This is a genomic window from Vibrio bathopelagicus, assembly GCF_014879975.1.
In the GTDB taxonomy this organism is placed as follows: domain Bacteria; phylum Pseudomonadota; class Gammaproteobacteria; order Enterobacterales; family Vibrionaceae; genus Vibrio; species Vibrio bathopelagicus.
Window position 1 is genome coordinate 3,487,392 of the sequence record NZ_CP062500.1, and the last position, 15,648, is coordinate 3,503,039.

Genomic DNA, 15,648 nt, shown 5'->3' on the forward strand with positions numbered 1-15,648 from the left:
AAATCTATGGTAAGACGTCGCCAGCAAAACACATCACAAAAAAAGCCATCCGGAGGCTTTGTTCGAATTATTAGTGGCTCATGGAGAGGTAGAAAACTGCCCGTTCATGACTTAGAAGGCTTACGCCCGACCATTGATCGAGTAAAAGAGACTCTCTTTAACTGGGTAGCACAAGATATCCCACACTCGACCTGCTTGGATGTATTTGCTGGTTCTGGTGGTCTAGGTTTTGAAGCGGCTTCTCGCCAAGCAAAATTAGTGACGCTACTAGAAATGAACCAGAAAGCCGCCAAGCAGCTTGCTGATAATGCAAAAGAGCTCAAAGCAGACAACATCAACGTGGTGAACACCGATGCGATCTCTTTCCTCAAAAAACCGGGGACTCCTTACGATATGGTCTTTCTTGATCCTCCATTTCGTAAAGGCTTATTAGCTGAAACTGTAGAGCTTCTTGAGAGCAATGGCTGGCTTGCCGACAATGCCATCATTTACGTTGAGACAGAAAAAGAATTACAACTCGAAGCAATGCCAGAGAACTGGGAGTTGCATCGCGATAAGACCACGGGGCAGTCGAGCTACCGTCTGTTTAATCGAACCACTGAAGAATAGGAGTTATTGAATGAAGTTCTTACTTCCACTAGCAAAAGCAGCCATCGCCTTTGTTTGGTTTATCTTAATCGTAAATATTTTCTACCCATTCCCGGGTAATGCTGCGATCGCGCTTTATATCATGACAGCATTCTTGTTCTTCATGCACGGCCTGCAGATGCTGATCTTTATCGGTGCTTTCGGCGATAAGATCGAAATGTCACGTTGGGAGAAGTGGTCAATATTGATTTTCGGAGTCTTTGCCCTCCTCGATATCCGACGCAAGCACATGATGTAATTGAGCTAGAGCCTAGATATACAAATTTCAGTACACAGTACTCGATGCAGAAAGCCTAGTTACGAGAAAGATAAATACAAAAACGCCGCTCATTTGAGCGGCGTTTTTTATTGTTCGAGAAGAAATAGAACGATAAGAAAATGCTAAGACATATAGCTTTTCACACCATCTAGGAACATTTGAGTCGACAACATAACCAACAGTAAGCCCATGAGACGCTCTATGGCTTTCAAGCCTCTCTCACCAAGAATACGCAGGAAGAAACCATTAAACATAAGAATGAAGAAGGTTACGCCCCATGCCAGTAAAACCGACAGAGACAACTCAAACATTTGGTCTGGGTTTTGAGTTGCCAAAAGAATCAGCGCAGCGATAACCGATGGTCCCGCAATCATTGGAATGGCCATAGGTACGATAAACGGCTCTTCACCCGCGGCTAGGCCTGTGATGCTGCCTGCACTTGGGAAAATCATCTTAATCGCAATAATAAAGAGAATGATACCGCCAGAAATACTCAAAGTTTCAGGCTGAACGTGCAAGAAGTTCATGATGCTTTGGCCAGCAAACAAGAACAGCAACAGGATAACCAGTGCAAACATCAGCTCACGAACGAGAACAATACGACGACGCTTAGGATCAATATGCTTAAGGATTGAGAGCACGATTGGCAGGTTGCCAAGCGGGTCCATAATAAGAAACAGCATGGTTGCTGCAGATAAAATTTCCATAAGTTTGTCTCGAAAAGCGTAAGTGCGCGGAGTATAGCAGCCTCAACATTGATTTTCGAACGCAGTAATAAACGAGTTAACTTATGCTATTAGAAAGGAATTTAACGAGAGCAAATAGAACAGATAATTTAAGGAGTGAAGCGAAACATCGTATCCACTCCTCTTATCTATAAAAGCCAAAAGGCTCTAAAAACCAAGTCACTGAGAATTAGTGATTACACACACGTTCGCGATTGGTGCAAAGCTTATCATCGACAACCACAACCTTTTCCATCTTCAGGAAAAACTTAAGCAGGCCATCCAAATCTAAACCATTTAGCTTACAAGTATGGAAACGAGCTTCTGCACCATACATTTGAGCAAGTTCTTGTGTTAGCTCTTCGCGAGTCAGTGGCTTCTCACTAAGCAGGTTTAAAACGTTGTGTGCGTGAATTTCAGTCGTCATAGCTCTATCTCATGTTTAATGAATCAAACGTAGAGTACCGATTTTCAGCAACGCTGCCTTGATGTAGCTCAGAGTTGAGAGTGCTCTATCCTAAATGGTTAGAGATGCCACGATAAGAGCATGAGCTAGGAAGTAACTGCCCGTTACCCACAGATAAGCGCCCTTGATTGGACTACGATAACAATTTAGAGCATACGCCAGTGCAGAAAGCAGCAGCACGCTACAGCCAGCAAAACCAACCGCATGTGATAGCTGAGGTTCAAGCAACCAAACCTCACCAGAGGCCCAAGCCAGCTGGATAAGCACAATGCCCATAATGACCACGGGAAAAACCAATCTATCTAATCGTGGAAGAAGTAAGAAGAAAGCGACAACGCAGGCAGCCAACAATAACGCAAACAACCACCAAACCATCTCTCCTGAGAGCTGTAGCCAAAATGCCTTGCTATAACAGAGTTGAGCCAATAAAAAACAGACAAAATGAAGCGGTCGCTTTTGAGTCACCGTATGTAGAACATCAGCCACAGCCGAGATAGCTAAGCCAGCGACAATCCAATAAGTATATTCAGCAATGAGCGATTGAGTTACCGCCACTACCGCCAACAAAACAAAGGTAAACACCTTATACACTAAGGCCTGACCGATATGTCCATGTTTCGTCCCTGCTATCGCTCCGATACCAGATAAAGAAACCGCTAACCAACTCCACATACCAATTGCCCTATTGCTTTAAAACGTCGCCAGTCTAGGCACACGAGTGTTGATGTAAAGCTTAAGCCCCTCAAAATTGGATCTTGATTACGCTTCCACTAAAAAGAGCCCCTTTCAGTTAAAGCTATGACAATTACGTGGAGATAGCGGTGATTCGTTTAAAACTAGAGCGATTCGCCATGAAACTCATTTAAAACGGCATTACACGACTCAGATTTTAATTTTAGATACTTCTAGATCATTGAAATCCTAATAAACCACTAAATACCGCCAAAAACCACAACCAAAAGTTAAAAACCAGACCACAAAAAAAACCTTAAAAACAAATACTTAAAAACAAAAAATCAGAGTTAACTAGCAAATAAAAACCCCAGATAACTCTAGGTTTGTAAAGTGAGCAACTTGTTTCCCTCATACCTAGAATTGTCAGAGTTTCCCAAGCTTCGTGTCAAAATAGCCACCAAAACCGAGCTAAAAACTCAGAAACAAAACCAAATCAAACCTCACCACCACCAACCCCCATTAATACAGTTTAACAACCTTTAACAATATAAATTACACATAACAACCATTATAAAACAGCAACTTAAAACAAATAAGAACAAACATGAATCACAACGAACAAAATAAGAACACACCAAAACACACAGTTAAACAGAGCCAAACAAGCCAAAAACTAATAGTTTCCTGCTACTTTTGGAGCTTTCGAAAGTAATTCTTGATCTAAACCTATAAGTGGGCTATTCTTTAAAACATAGCGAGAGACAACCAAATTTAGGAGTAGTGTTATGATTTCATCTTCGCAAAGACAAGGACTTGTAATGATCGCGGTAGTTGTAGGTCTTATGACACTACCGATGATGTACTAAGCAAGTTACAGATAAAAAAAGGGACGCCATGAGCGTCCCTTTTTTTGTTCAATTTTTTCACTTCGAAAACAGATGCAGTGTTAACACATCCCAGTTCGCATAATAGAAACCCGCTGCAGCTAAAGTCATTGCCATCATCAGTAAAATCGCAACTCGCCAGATAAAACGACCGCTTCGTGGAGTCAGTTCCTTCTCACAGTCGTTACACATCATGATAAATTTATGCTGGTCTTCCAGTTGAGCGTCATGTTCATTCACTACCTTATTACGACACGTTGCGATATAACGCAGTTTGATTACCATATCGTGCGGTAGCCTTTCTTCACAGCTTGTCACAAGCTCGTGCAATCCTTCGCCTTCAGCGTGGTATTGAAGTCTCAATAATTTTTCAATATTGCGAGTTCTTGTCACCACTTTTTCAATATCGGTCATCTTAGCCCTCCCACTCCACACTATAATTCTAGTCGAGCATTTCCCTATTTTTATACAAAATCATTGCTATTTACTTAAGAAAGAGACAATAAATAACAATGCTTTATCCCAATATTGCCATTAAATGTGATATCAGCCGAAAAATAATCAGCTTAGCTTACAGCAGTTCACGAATAGCGGCTTTAAACACATATCCCTATTGCCCGAAAGACTAGAATAACCATCACGACTACATGGAGGTTCTATGCCTAATTCACTCTTTTTTGCCATCTTTGCACTCGCTGGCCTTGCTGCTTGGGTATTTCTTGGTTTCTATCGAAAACACATGCAAGGTGATAACGCGCCAGAAAAGAAAGTGAATGTCACTGTACTAGACAAACAGTCGATCGACCTTCCTGATGCAGAGCCTGGCCAAGAAGATCAAGAGTACTGGATTTACGTTCAACGTGGTGTTGTTGGACCGAAGCGAGAATTCCAAGTCGGTATCCATTACTTTCATGCTCTTAACCCTGGCGATAAAGGAACTCTAACCTACCAGGGCGATAAGTTCTTACACTTTGCATTGAAACGTTAATCACTTCAATACAACCATCCTCAGCAGAACTAAGGCAATAACCAACTCGTTTTCTCTGATTTAGAAACCAGCCAGCTCATCCATAACGCCCCTGCACCACTGATCACTATCCATAATGGAATCACCCATGCCGGGTGTCCTTGGTACCAACCAAACTCTTTCATTGGCCACAAGAAGATAGGGTGCAGCAGATAGATACCTAAGCTGTGTTTACTGATAAAGCCAACCACTTGGTTACTTTTCTCAGATAACCCTTCTCCGTAGTAACGACACAGCATAAACACCATGCTCGCGGCTAATACGGTATTCAGCGTTTTGTAAGATAACCAACGACCAACGGTGTACTCCTCGGCAATTAAGCTCGCATCAACCACCATGTAGACTGTGGTTAACAAGGCCAGAGCGCCAAGCCCCACACTCACACCAACGGTTAACTTGTTAAGTGGTATCTTCTTGTACAACAGATAACCCAATGGCAAGTAGCCAGTGTAAAGCCACAACTCATGACTCCATGGGCCATCGATCCTGAGTAAGAACAGCAAAGTCGTAAATAACCAGACCGCAGTGAAACCATAAACGGCCTTATCCCCATACTTTCTGACCATGATCTGTAAGAAAGGAATCACGAAGTAGAGCGGGATAAAGTAATAGAAGAAACCAAGGTGGTAATAGGTGTAATGATGGTAGCTATTGAGCAACACCTCCCAACTCACGTCGGCATCAAAGCCCATCGCAGACCAACCAGACAGGTAGGTATAGAAAAGCGACCACACAATAAAAGGTATCAGTACCTTACCTAGGCGGCGCTTGAGATAATATTTGGCGTCAAACGGACGCTGATCGCTCAGCATCAATGCACCACTAATCAAGATAAACACTGGCACAGCCCAACGACTGAAACCATTGACGGTGATCGCCGTTAGCCACTCACCGAAAGGAATGGTTCCTAGCTCGTTGCGATAAGGTGCCAAAACATGAATCGCGATAACCGCTACGGCCGCGACACATCGTGCTAAATCAAAAAAGAGAATTCGCTGCTTCATGTAAACGCCTGATTAATATTCAATCATTCTACTATAGCAATAAAAAAGCTGACCGGAATAAATACCAAGTCAGCTTATTGTTAAAGGAGAAGCATATCGCGAATTAAGATCGTTCGACTTTAGATTATGCGACTTTAGCTCTTGCGAATAAGGATCATGCAGCTGACGTTTGCGGCACCTTAGGTAAACGCAAAGAGATCACCGTCGTTATGGCTAGGAACGCGAACGATACCCACAAACACGCAGACAAACCGGCCATTTGAAATATCAAGCCCGACAGAATAGTGCCAATCAGGCGGCCCATCGCATTCGCCATGTAGTAAAAACCGACATCAAGCGACACACCATCGCCCTTCGCATAACTGACAATCAGGTATGAGTGAAGTGATGAGTTCACCGCAAATATGGCACCAAATACCATCAAACCACCGACGATAACCAGCTCGGGTTGCCAACCTATCTGTACCGCATAAGCAATACCAGCGGTCACGATAGCCAATGCACCCGCCCACAATAGCGCTGCATGGCCATCAGGTACCTTGCCTTGCGCTTTACCGGTAATCTTAGGTGCAATGCCCTGTACAAAGCCGTAAGCGATGGTCCAAGCCGCTAAGAAGCCACCAACCCATGAGTGATCCCAACCAAACACGCTGCCTAGATAAATCGGCAGAGCAATCACAAACCACACGTCACGAGCACCAAATAGGAACATACGCGCTGCCGACAAGATATTGATGGATTTAGACTTAGAGAAAATCTGTTTGAACTTGGGTTTGGTTTTCGCTTTACCCATGTCCGCTTCCAAGCTCACTAAACTGCCAATGAAGACCAATGTCAGCACGGCAGCCATCGCTAGCACTGCGTATTGGAAACCAATCGTCGAAAGCAGTAAGCCACCGATAAAGAACCCAGCACCTTTCAGTGCATTCTTAGATCCGGTTAGAATCGCAATCCACTTATAAAGTGCGCCTTGCTGTTCATCCGGCACCAAGGTTTTGATTGAGCTCTTGGCACTCATCTTATTGAGGTCTTTAGCGATACCAGACAACGCCTGCGCGGCCATGACCCAAGGGATAGTCAACATTGCGCTTGGTACCGCTAGCATACCCAAAGCGACAACCTGCATCCCTAAGCCGATGTTCATGGTCTTATTGAGTCCAAGACGAGCCCCTAACCAACCACCGATTAGGTTAGTCACCACACCAAAAAATTCATAGAAAAGGAACAGTGAGGCGATCTCTAACGAACTATAACCAAGGTCGTAGAAATACAGGACCACCAGCATACGAAGTGCACCATCCGTAATGGTGAAATTCCAGTAGTTGAAAGTCACCAACATGTATTGGCGAACGCTCTTACTTAGATTTGAAAACATAACGCTATCTCTGCAATCTAAACAAAAAGAGCTTTTAGATCATAGGTGTCCAAAAGCTCTCATTCCTTACTTTCCACTTAACTTATACTCAAAATAATTGGAGTTGCAGCTAGGCAACAAGCAAGTTCAGCCCTATGAGCATAGGCGTTCTATGTGATTAGGGTGAACTTGCGCAGTTAACAACGCTGCAGGTTCAAGTATGAAGAGCTACGCAGAAGCTACGCCATTGATATACTCAACCTGGATCGGTTTAGTGAAGGCGCCCGGACGAAGTGATTGTACTTCTTGAACAATCTTGCTCAGATCCCAACTCTTCTCTAACAGCAGGTGTGCAGCCAGCAAGCCAGTACGGCCAGAACCGCCCATGCAATGCATTGCTACCTTACCGCCGTTATCCACGACTTGATGTAGCGCTGGGCTAGCCGCCTGCCATTTCACAGCAAAATCAGCACCCGGTGCACAATCGTCTTCAATTTCGATTTGGAACCATTGCATACCTAGTGCTTGCGCTTTCTCGCCTAACTTAGAAACGTTCTTGCTCGCTAGTTCTTCACTGTCTAGAGCCGTCACAACCGCTTCCACGCCTTGCGCTTTAAGCTGCGCTAGAGATACATCTAAGTCAGCGTTTTTAGTGCCTGGGCACGGAGTAAGCACTAACGCACCCGTTTCTAAATCTAGTTGCCATGTTGGGTGTACTTGAGAATTTGTCATCGTCATCAATCTCTTAAAATTCTTTTATATATAGACCGATACTCAAAATAATTGGAGTTGCAGCTAGGCAACCAGTAAGTTCAGCCCTATGAGCATAGGGGTTCTATGTGATTAGGGCAGCCGGCGTTCCGGTGAACTTACGCAGTTAACAACTCTTGCAGCTTCAAGTATGAAGAGTATTAAGCGAGGCCGACTGTGCGTGCTAACTCAGCTGTGCGCGTTGCGTAGCCCATTTCATTATCGTACCAAGCGTAGATCTTAACCATGCGCTTACCGACTAGCATGGTTGATAGTGCATCTACGATGGTTGAACGTTGGTCGCCTTTGTAATCGATAGAAACCAATGGGCGCTCTTCAAAACCAAGAATGCCTTTCAGTTCGTTCTCAGACGCTTCTTTCAGCATCGCGTTGACTTCTTCTGCTGTGGTGTCTTGCTTCACTTCAAAGATGATATCGGTCAGAGAAGCATTCGCTAGTGGTACACGAACCGCGTGGCCGTTAATACGGTTTTCAAGCTCTGGGAAGATCTCAACAATCGCTTTAGCGCTGCCCGTTGTTGTCGGGATAAGGCTCATGCCACATGCACGTGCGCGGCGTAAGTCTTTATGGGGTGCATCAAGAATAGTTTGCGTGTTGGTTAGATCGTGAATAGTAGTGAAGGCTGCGTTTTCGATACCTAACTTCTCGTTGATCACTTTAACCACAGGTGCGAGACAGTTAGTTGTACAGGACGCTGCGGTTACGATTTTGTGTACAGCTGGGTCGAAGATATTGTCGTTCACACCGACAACGATGTTTGCAATGCCTTCTTCTTTCACTGGCGCTGATACCACAACGCGCTTCACGCCTTGCTCAAGATATTTGTTTAGGAAGGATGTCTTACGGTGAACACCAGTCGCTTCGATTACCACATCACAACCAGACCAATCGATCGCATCGATGTCGCGCTCTTTGGTGGTTTTGATGCGTTGACCGTTGATGATCATCTCATCGCCTTCCACAAACACTTCGTGGTTCCAACGACCTTGAACTGAATCGAACTCGAGAAGGTGAGCCAATGTCGCTGTATCGCCAGCAACATCGTTAATTTGAACAAACTCTAGCTCAGCCCAATCGAATGCTGCGCGAAGTGCTAGACGGCCGATACGGCCAAAACCATTAATACCTACTTTGACTGTCATTTTCTGTTCTCTCAGTTAATTGCTTTCATATTTGAAGCCGCAGCGTTGTTGACTGCGTTCACTTACCCTAATCACATAGGACATCTATGCTCATAGGGATAAGTTCACTTGTCGCCTAGCTGCAACTCCAACTATTTCGGCAATAAGTTTTAATGTATTTAAACGCAACATTGAGGGCGTGAAGTTATTGCTTCTAAACGCTCAATATCTTGTTGGTATTCAGTTTTCAAACAGTTCGATGCGATAAGATCATCGATTAACTTTAGCATCCAACCCGGTAAATCTTGTGACAGGCGGTAGAAAACCCACTGCCCTTGGCGAACATCCGTCAAAATGCCATTTGAGCGCAACTGCGCTAGGTGACGAGAAACCTTTGGCTGACTTTCTTGCAATGCCTGAGTGAGCTCACCAACAGATAAGCACTCATTGCGCACTATCAACATTAAGCAACGCACTCGCGTTTCATCAGACAGTAATTTAAAAAATTGGTGAGGAAGCATAGCTACATACTCATATGTGGATATGCGTATATATTAGCTATAAAAAAACGCACGTCAAGGCGTGCGTTTTAATTGTCATAAAGTTTGACGAAGAGAAATCAGAGCTGATTGGTTACGTTATGACTCCAGCGCTGAGCTTCAGTGAGCTCGGTTTTGACCTGCTCAACATTCAGTCCCAAATGAGCACAGTGCTTATCAATCTGTTGCCAGTCAGCATGTTCAAAGCTCTCTTCAAGCGCTAAAAGCGTCCCATATGGTCCTTCTCTGCGTAGCAAAGCGACCTTGATGGTTTTAGATAATGGGAGTTGTTCAACAAGATTTTCTAGCGATAAATCTAACAGAGCGTCGAGCGACGAAAACAAGCCAATCATAAAGGCTTGTTCAGCATGCCCTGAAAATGGCTGATAGCGAGACATACGCTGACAGAACTGGGCTCGCTGAAGCGATAAGCTGTATAACTCTTTCGGTTTCTTATCTGACACATAAGAAGCCACCGCCAACGAAACAAACATTTTGAGTTTTTCTTGCCCTAAATAAACCAAGGCCTGACGGAAAGAAGAAATTGTCACCTCAAGACGCGGAGACATGGAATTTACGAAGCGTAAAAGCTTGTATGACAACGCCACATCTTTGGCCACGATATTTTCAACTCGTTGAAAATCGACATTGGCTTTACACACCTCTTGAAATAGCTCCATAGCAATTACCTGCTCTGGGCTAATGTACTTGGTTTTGACTATCTCAGGCTTACTGAAGAAGTAACCCTGAAAAAATCGAAAGCCCGCGTCTTTGGCTTGTTGGAATTCTTGCTCGGTTTCGACTCGCTCAGCAAGAAAGCTAAACTTCTGCCCTTGGTGAGCCCTGACTAACTCACACGCTTCATCCAAGCCCATTTGCATAATATCGAGCTTTACAATATGCGTGTATTTTAGGAAACGTTCCCATTCTGGCGTCGAAGTAAAATCATCTAGGGCAATCATGTAGCCCGCTTGGTAAAGTTCTTTAACGGCTTCTAATAGCTCGTCGGTCGGTTGGCAAGTTTCAAGGATCTCAACCACGACCTTGTCTTTAGGCAAGCTCAAAGGCAACCGACGGAGCAGGCTTTGATACGGGAAGTTAATAAAGCAGCGTGAAGATGGGATCGAGGGGTTAAGCCCAACCGATAAGAAGTTCTCAACAATCAGACGATACGTTGCTCGATTAGACTCAATATGCGCAGGATAGGCATTCCTTTCTCCATCACGAAACAACAACTCATAACCAAGCGTGTTCTTCTTGCGATTTAAGATAGGCTGTCTAGCAACGTAGGTAGCGGTCATTTATTGATAACTCTATTGGTTTAACGATAACTCTATTGCCTAAACTAAGCTTTTGCGGCAGCCAGCAAAGCACCGCAGCCCATGAACATACCACCAAATATTTTATTTATCTTACCCATTACGCGATCAGAACGAATAAAACGTCCCATTTGTGAAGCTAATGAGGTGTAACCCAACATAACCACGCTATCAATGAATACTGTGGTTACACCAAGCACTAATAACTGTGGAGCCTGAGGCTGTGTCGGATCGATAAATTGAGGAAACAGAGCCACCAAAAACACGATAGATTTCGGGTTGGTTAGATTAATCAGCACGGCATTTCTCAGCAATCTTCCGCTCGATAATGTCGTGCTCTCTTCTGAAGCCACCAAGCTAGAATTATCACGCCACTTCTGAATACCCAACCACAAAAGATAAGCCACACCGACCCATTTGATGATAGTGAACGCCAACGCGGATTGAGCGACTAACGCACCAATACCCGCACCCACCAGCATGATGTGGAATGCAAGACCGAGCTGTAAGCCTGCGATCGACGCGAGTGACTTCTTGGTGCCATAACTTAGCCCATTGCTGATTGAATTAACGGTACCTGAGCCCGGAGCCAAACTAAACAAAATCGCCGTGACGACATAAGCAAGCCAAACATGAGTATCCATTTGCATTTCCTTACTAGTTCTTTAATCTAACAACATTAGTAGCGATAACGCTCTCACATGCATCAGTTCAGGTAGTTTCCCATGGAAAACCACAGTGCCGCCCCGTTTTCGTACACGCAAGAACCTGAGTTCGAGCAAGCGATTAAACACCCGATCCCTGCCCTTTGGCAACAACGAAAAGATGGGTATGTCACATCATCTGGTAAAAAGAAGCTGTACTGGTGTAGCCTAACCTCATCGACGCACACCAAAGCCATTGTAATATCAAATGGTCGCATCGAATGTTGCTTGAAATACCAAGAACTCTTTTATGATTTCTATCAACAAGGCTATGACGTTTATTCATTTGACCACCAAGGTCAAGGCCAGTCGGAACGTATGGTAACAGACTCTGACATCGGTCACATTCATGAGTTTGATGATTATGCGTCAGATATGTCCGACATCATTACCAGTTTTGACCTTAGCCGATATTCCAATCGTTATCTGCTCGCTCATTCAATGGGCAGCACGATAGCCACTCGCTACCTGCAAACTCATCCAGACCACCCGTTTGACAAAGTCACGCTGTGCGCACCAATGTTTGGGATCAATACTGAATGGTACTTCAAGCCCATCGCAATGATTGTTGGACAGGTACTCACGGCTTGTTATGCCAAGCCGACTTATGCCCCAGGCCAACAAGCGTATTACTCTAAGCCCTTCGAAAATAATTTATTAAGCCACAGCAAGGTACGTTACCAATGGTTCCGCCGTCTGTATGACGAGTCACCCTCTTTGCAAGTGGGTGGACCAAGTACTCGCTGGGTATGGCAAGGATTAATGGCGGCCAAGCAGGCAATCCAGCAAACTCGTCAAATCAAAATCCCTCTGCTATTGATTCAGGCTGGGGAAGAGAAGATTGTAAGTAACGATGCTCAAATGAAGTTCATCAATAAGCTGAAGAAAACCAACTCAGCCAGCCAGTTTAAGGCCATTGAAGGATCTAGACATGAGGTGTTGTTTGAGAAGGATGAATATCGTAATCAAACACTGGATGCCATTAATCAGTTTTTTGTTTAACGCTCGCACATCAATAGAAAGTAACGACCAAATAAGATAAGCGCTAAAGAGGAAGAGAAGTAAGTGAGCTTTGCCCTCTTTTCTTGCATGAATTTGGCATACAATTTCTAGATAGAGATATTGTATTTTAAAGGGCACTGGCATTGGCTGGTGTCGATATTGGTTAAGCATTTTGCAATGAGGGTTAAATGACTATTCCTGCACTAAAAGATTCCGTGAAAATTGTTGCCTCTGATCTAGATGGTACGCTTTTGGCTCCCAACCATCAGTTAAGCGATTTTACCAAGCAAACACTCACGAAGTTACACGGACAAGGTTATACCTTTATCTTCGCAACAGGTCGTCACCATGTTGATGTTGCCGGTATTCGCAAGCAAACGGGCATTCCTGCTTACATGATCACCTCGAATGGTGCTCGCGTGCATGACCAAGACGACAATCTAATGTATGCCAAAAACATCCCTGCCGAATTAGTGCAAAGTGTTGTGGATGTGTTTAAGAAAGATCCTGAGATCTTCATCCATGTCTATATGAACGATGAATGGTTACTGAATCGTGATGACGAAACAATGAAGACGTTTCACGATCAAACAGGCTTCACATACCGCTTGTACGATGCAGATAATGCACCAAGTGAAGGCATTGCTAAAATCTTCTGTACTCACCCAAATAAATCACATGAACACCTTGTTCCATTTGAAGATGAGCTCAATGCTCTGTTTGGTGAAAAGTTGAATGTCGCTTTCTCAACACCTTGGTGTTTGGAAGTGATGGCTGCAGAAGTGTCTAAAGGCGACGCGCTACAAGCCGTAGCTCAATCTATCGACCTTGAGCTAGAAAACTGTATTGCTTTTGGTGATGGCATGAACGATGTCGAGCTACTATCAATGGCAGGTAAAGGCTTAGTGATGGGTACATCGCATGAAAAAGTACTTAAAGCGCTGCCTAATAATGAAGTGATTGGCAGCAACGCCGACGATGCGGTTGCGCACTACTTAGAAAAGCACCTGCTTTAATCTAATCAAAAAAATCTGAATAAATAAAAAGGCGGCCAGTGGCTGCCTTTTTTGAACCTTACGCTAAAAGCTTCCTCTAAAGCTAACGAGAGCCGAGTACTTCTTTTCCTAAGATCGCCTGCCACTCCTGTTCGGTAACCGGCATGATGGATAAGCGATTGCCTCGTTTAACCAGCGGCATTTCTGCGAGCTCAGGCATAGCTTTAAGCGTTGCCAGAGGGATCAAGCGCTCCGTTACTCGTACAAACTCGACATCAACCATAATCCAGCGAGGGTTATCTGGTGAAGACTTAGGATCGTAGTAATCACTCCCTGGGTCGAATTGAAAATGGTCTGGGTAGGCTTCTTTGGTTACCTTTGCGATCCCTGCTACGCCAACTTTTTTGCATGATGAATGGTATATCATCACCAAGTCTCCAAGCTTGACGTCATCACGCATCATGTTTCGAGCCTGATAGTTGCGTACACCCTCCCAACAAGAGGTTTTTTGCACTCTAAGAGTCTGAATAGAGAAGGTGTCGGGTTCTGTTTTAAATAACCAATATGCCATAATAAATCCAATTAACGGTTGCTCCGAGGAAGATATAACATGAAGGTAATGAAAAACCCAGTGACATGGCTAGTCGCATTCGCTTTACAAGGCTGTGTAACGGCACCAGATACGCCGCAACAACCTGAATTACCACCAGCAACCCTAGATGAACCACTGAGTATTCAACCGCAAACTTTCATCATGCGTGGTCAGGTTGTGGTTGGTCATGAAAGCCGAACTTTCACTCCTTGCGGCAGCCAACAACAATACTGGTTAGATTTATCACCAGAGTTAGCGCTAGAAGCACAAGGGCTGGCAACCAGACCTTATCAAACCTTATACGGCGAGCTTATCGGTCATCTCACCGTGCCTAGCCAAACTGGATACAATGCCGACTTCACTGCACGCTTCGTGGTTGACCAAGTTAATGTGCTAACGGCAGAGAATCCTGATCGTTGTGACCAACCACTTCGCGCAACACGGGCTTTTGGTAATGAACCATACTGGTCAGCAACCTTCGATAAAGACCAACTCAAATACTCTAAGATGGGCGAAGAACCTCAGCGCCTCAATATCGAATCTAGCCGCACCACACCAAGCGCTCGTGATTACCAGCTGAAAGGTAACCAGGCACAAGGTGAACTAAATCTTAAAAAAGAGAGCTGCAGCGATGGCATGAGTGACTCTATTTATGGCTGGCACGCCAAACTTAATCTCAATGACAGCAGCTACAATGGCTGTGCAATGGTGGCCAATCAAGACCCAACCCTCGACTGGAGCGGCCTCTACTTTGCAAGCTCAACGCAGAACACTGGCTTCTCTATCAACCTAGAACTCAACGATGACCACAGCGCTATTACGACTTACTCGTACAGCAATGGCGATCCTTCTATTGTTGAACAGGGCTTCTGGCAGCAACTTAACCAAAATCAGGTACAAGTGGTAATGACTCGCCACCAGCAACAGTACTTAATCTCTGAGCGCATCTTCACGCTCGATAACGGTAAACTGGTCGCAGAGAAGGAAAAAGTGGGCAATGTTGTCTACCCTATTGCCAATGGCGGTCTAGTGCTATTTGAAGCTAAGAGTGAACAGGCACTGGTGAATACGACCACCAACGTTGATCTAGCCTCAAAGCAGATAAACTCGAGCGATCAACTTGATCAAAAAGTCGACCAAGCGATCCGCGAGTATTTTAAGATCAACAACACCGCACCAGACAATACTAAGTACCGCTGGCTAACCTACGATCTGAACGGCGATGGCAAAGAAGAACTATTTGCTCAACTCGACTGGTGTGGTTCGGGTGGCTGTACGTTGCTTATATTTGAAAACCACCAAGACAACTGGCGCTTCAATAGCCGAGTGACACTGGTCAAGGGCGATATACGCTTAGGTAAATCGCAAAATCATGGCTGGCAGGATCTGATCTTCAATGTCAGCGGCGGTGGAGCAACACCTGCGAAGCACACACTGTCTTACACCGGTGTTAGCTATCCACTAAACCCAAGCGTTGCTCCGGTCGCAGATGACGCTGATATCAGCGATGTGGTTCTGTTTGCTGATGGCATATCACCAGCACAAAGCGGAGTTAAGCTATAA

18 protein-coding genes are annotated in these 15,648 nt (G+C 44.6%); 6 read left to right on the forward strand and 12 right to left on the reverse strand.

Annotated features, from left to right (window positions below; genetic code table 11):
• The first annotated feature begins 6 nt into the window (after nucleotides 1-6).
• Both rsmD and IHV80_RS15640 read left to right on the forward strand, forming a co-directional pair.
• Entirely contained in the window at nucleotides 7-609 is a 603-nt protein-coding gene (rsmD, locus tag IHV80_RS15635; protein WP_017104730.1) for a 16S rRNA (guanine(966)-N(2))-methyltransferase RsmD, read from the forward strand.
• A 10-nt stretch (nucleotides 610-619) separates the two neighbouring features.
• Nucleotides 620-886 (forward strand): DUF1145 domain-containing protein, encoded by a 267-nt coding sequence (locus IHV80_RS15640; RefSeq protein ID WP_016784000.1) that lies wholly within the window; start codon nucleotides 620-622, stop codon nucleotides 884-886.
• A 143-nt stretch (nucleotides 887-1,029) separates the two neighbouring features.
• Here the strand turns inward: IHV80_RS15640 and IHV80_RS15645 are convergent, their stop codons facing one another.
• From IHV80_RS15645 to IHV80_RS15660, 4 genes are all read right to left on the reverse strand, one after another.
• On the reverse strand, nucleotides 1,030-1,614 hold the full coding sequence (locus tag IHV80_RS15645) for a YhgN family NAAT transporter (protein WP_029223649.1): 585 nt from the start codon (nucleotides 1,612-1,614) through the stop codon (nucleotides 1,030-1,032).
• A 208-nt stretch (nucleotides 1,615-1,822) separates the two neighbouring features.
• A complete protein-coding gene (locus IHV80_RS15650) occupies nucleotides 1,823-2,059 on the reverse strand; it encodes a YecH family metal-binding protein (protein WP_192889580.1) in 237 nt (78 codons plus the stop codon).
• Between the two features lie 90 nt (nucleotides 2,060-2,149).
• A complete protein-coding gene (locus IHV80_RS15655) occupies nucleotides 2,150-2,770 on the reverse strand; it encodes a lysoplasmalogenase (protein WP_192889581.1) in 621 nt (206 codons plus the stop codon).
• A gap of 926 nt (nucleotides 2,771-3,696) precedes the next feature.
• Nucleotides 3,697-4,071 carry a DUF4145 domain-containing protein gene (locus IHV80_RS15660; RefSeq protein WP_102433886.1) on the reverse strand — a complete coding sequence of 125 codons (375 nt, stop codon included), beginning with the start codon at nucleotides 4,069-4,071 and terminating at the stop codon, nucleotides 3,697-3,699.
• Between the two features lie 244 nt (nucleotides 4,072-4,315).
• On the opposite strand from IHV80_RS15660, the gene IHV80_RS15665 reads away from it, so the two are divergent.
• The gene (locus tag IHV80_RS15665) at nucleotides 4,316-4,645 is read left to right on the forward strand and encodes a DUF2500 domain-containing protein (RefSeq protein WP_192889582.1); all 330 of its coding nucleotides are present in this window, start codon (nucleotides 4,316-4,318) and stop codon (nucleotides 4,643-4,645) included.
• Between the two features lie 29 nt (nucleotides 4,646-4,674).
• Here IHV80_RS15665 and IHV80_RS15670 read toward each other — a convergent pair whose 3' ends face one another.
• The 7 genes from IHV80_RS15670 to rhtB all read right to left on the reverse strand — a co-directional run bounded on the left by IHV80_RS15670 (nucleotide 4,675) and on the right by rhtB (nucleotide 11,436).
• Complete coding sequence (locus IHV80_RS15670) at nucleotides 4,675-5,688, reverse strand: acyltransferase (protein ID WP_192889583.1); 1,014 nt, start codon at nucleotides 5,686-5,688, stop codon at nucleotides 4,675-4,677.
• 154 nt (nucleotides 5,689-5,842) lie between these two features.
• On the reverse strand, nucleotides 5,843-7,063 hold the full coding sequence (arsJ, locus tag IHV80_RS15675; protein WP_192889584.1) for an organoarsenical effux MFS transporter ArsJ: 1,221 nt from the start codon (nucleotides 7,061-7,063) through the stop codon (nucleotides 5,843-5,845).
• A gap of 207 nt (nucleotides 7,064-7,270) precedes the next feature.
• Nucleotides 7,271-7,780 (reverse strand): cyclin-dependent kinase inhibitor 3 family protein, encoded by a 510-nt coding sequence (locus IHV80_RS15680; RefSeq protein WP_192889585.1) that lies wholly within the window; start codon nucleotides 7,778-7,780, stop codon nucleotides 7,271-7,273.
• Nucleotides 7,781-7,953: 173 nt separating this feature from the next.
• Nucleotides 7,954-8,955 carry an ArsJ-associated glyceraldehyde-3-phosphate dehydrogenase gene (locus IHV80_RS15685; protein WP_192889586.1) on the reverse strand — a complete coding sequence of 334 codons (1,002 nt, stop codon included), beginning with the start codon at nucleotides 8,953-8,955 and terminating at the stop codon, nucleotides 7,954-7,956.
• A 158-nt stretch (nucleotides 8,956-9,113) separates the two neighbouring features.
• Nucleotides 9,114-9,455: a metalloregulator ArsR/SmtB family transcription factor gene (locus tag IHV80_RS15690; protein ID WP_102433891.1), complete on the reverse strand. Its 342-nt coding sequence runs from the start codon at nucleotides 9,453-9,455 to the stop codon at nucleotides 9,114-9,116.
• 98 nt (nucleotides 9,456-9,553) lie between these two features.
• The gene (locus tag IHV80_RS15695) at nucleotides 9,554-10,774 is read right to left on the reverse strand and encodes an EAL and HDOD domain-containing protein (RefSeq protein WP_192889587.1); all 1,221 of its coding nucleotides are present in this window, start codon (nucleotides 10,772-10,774) and stop codon (nucleotides 9,554-9,556) included.
• 44 nt (nucleotides 10,775-10,818) lie between these two features.
• Nucleotides 10,819-11,436, reverse strand: coding sequence for a homoserine/homoserine lactone efflux protein (gene rhtB, locus IHV80_RS15700; protein ID WP_029223645.1), 618 nt, complete (start codon nucleotides 11,434-11,436; stop codon nucleotides 10,819-10,821).
• Nucleotides 11,437-11,517: 81 nt separating this feature from the next.
• Here rhtB and IHV80_RS15705 point away from each other — a divergent pair, with 81 nt between their 5' ends.
• Both IHV80_RS15705 and IHV80_RS15710 read left to right on the forward strand, forming a co-directional pair.
• The gene (locus tag IHV80_RS15705; protein ID WP_192889588.1) at nucleotides 11,518-12,498 is read left to right on the forward strand and encodes an alpha/beta fold hydrolase; all 981 of its coding nucleotides are present in this window, start codon (nucleotides 11,518-11,520) and stop codon (nucleotides 12,496-12,498) included.
• A gap of 188 nt (nucleotides 12,499-12,686) precedes the next feature.
• The gene (locus tag IHV80_RS15710; RefSeq protein ID WP_192889589.1) at nucleotides 12,687-13,514 is read left to right on the forward strand and encodes a Cof-type HAD-IIB family hydrolase; all 828 of its coding nucleotides are present in this window, start codon (nucleotides 12,687-12,689) and stop codon (nucleotides 13,512-13,514) included.
• Between the two features lie 82 nt (nucleotides 13,515-13,596).
• Here IHV80_RS15710 and IHV80_RS15715 read toward each other — a convergent pair whose 3' ends face one another.
• Nucleotides 13,597-14,064 (reverse strand): EVE domain-containing protein, encoded by a 468-nt coding sequence (locus tag IHV80_RS15715; RefSeq protein WP_192889590.1) that lies wholly within the window; start codon nucleotides 14,062-14,064, stop codon nucleotides 13,597-13,599.
• Between the two features lie 39 nt (nucleotides 14,065-14,103).
• Between IHV80_RS15715 and IHV80_RS15720 the strand changes: the two genes are divergently transcribed.
• Entirely contained in the window at nucleotides 14,104-15,648 is a 1,545-nt protein-coding gene (locus IHV80_RS15720) for a COG3650 family protein (RefSeq protein ID WP_192889591.1), read from the forward strand.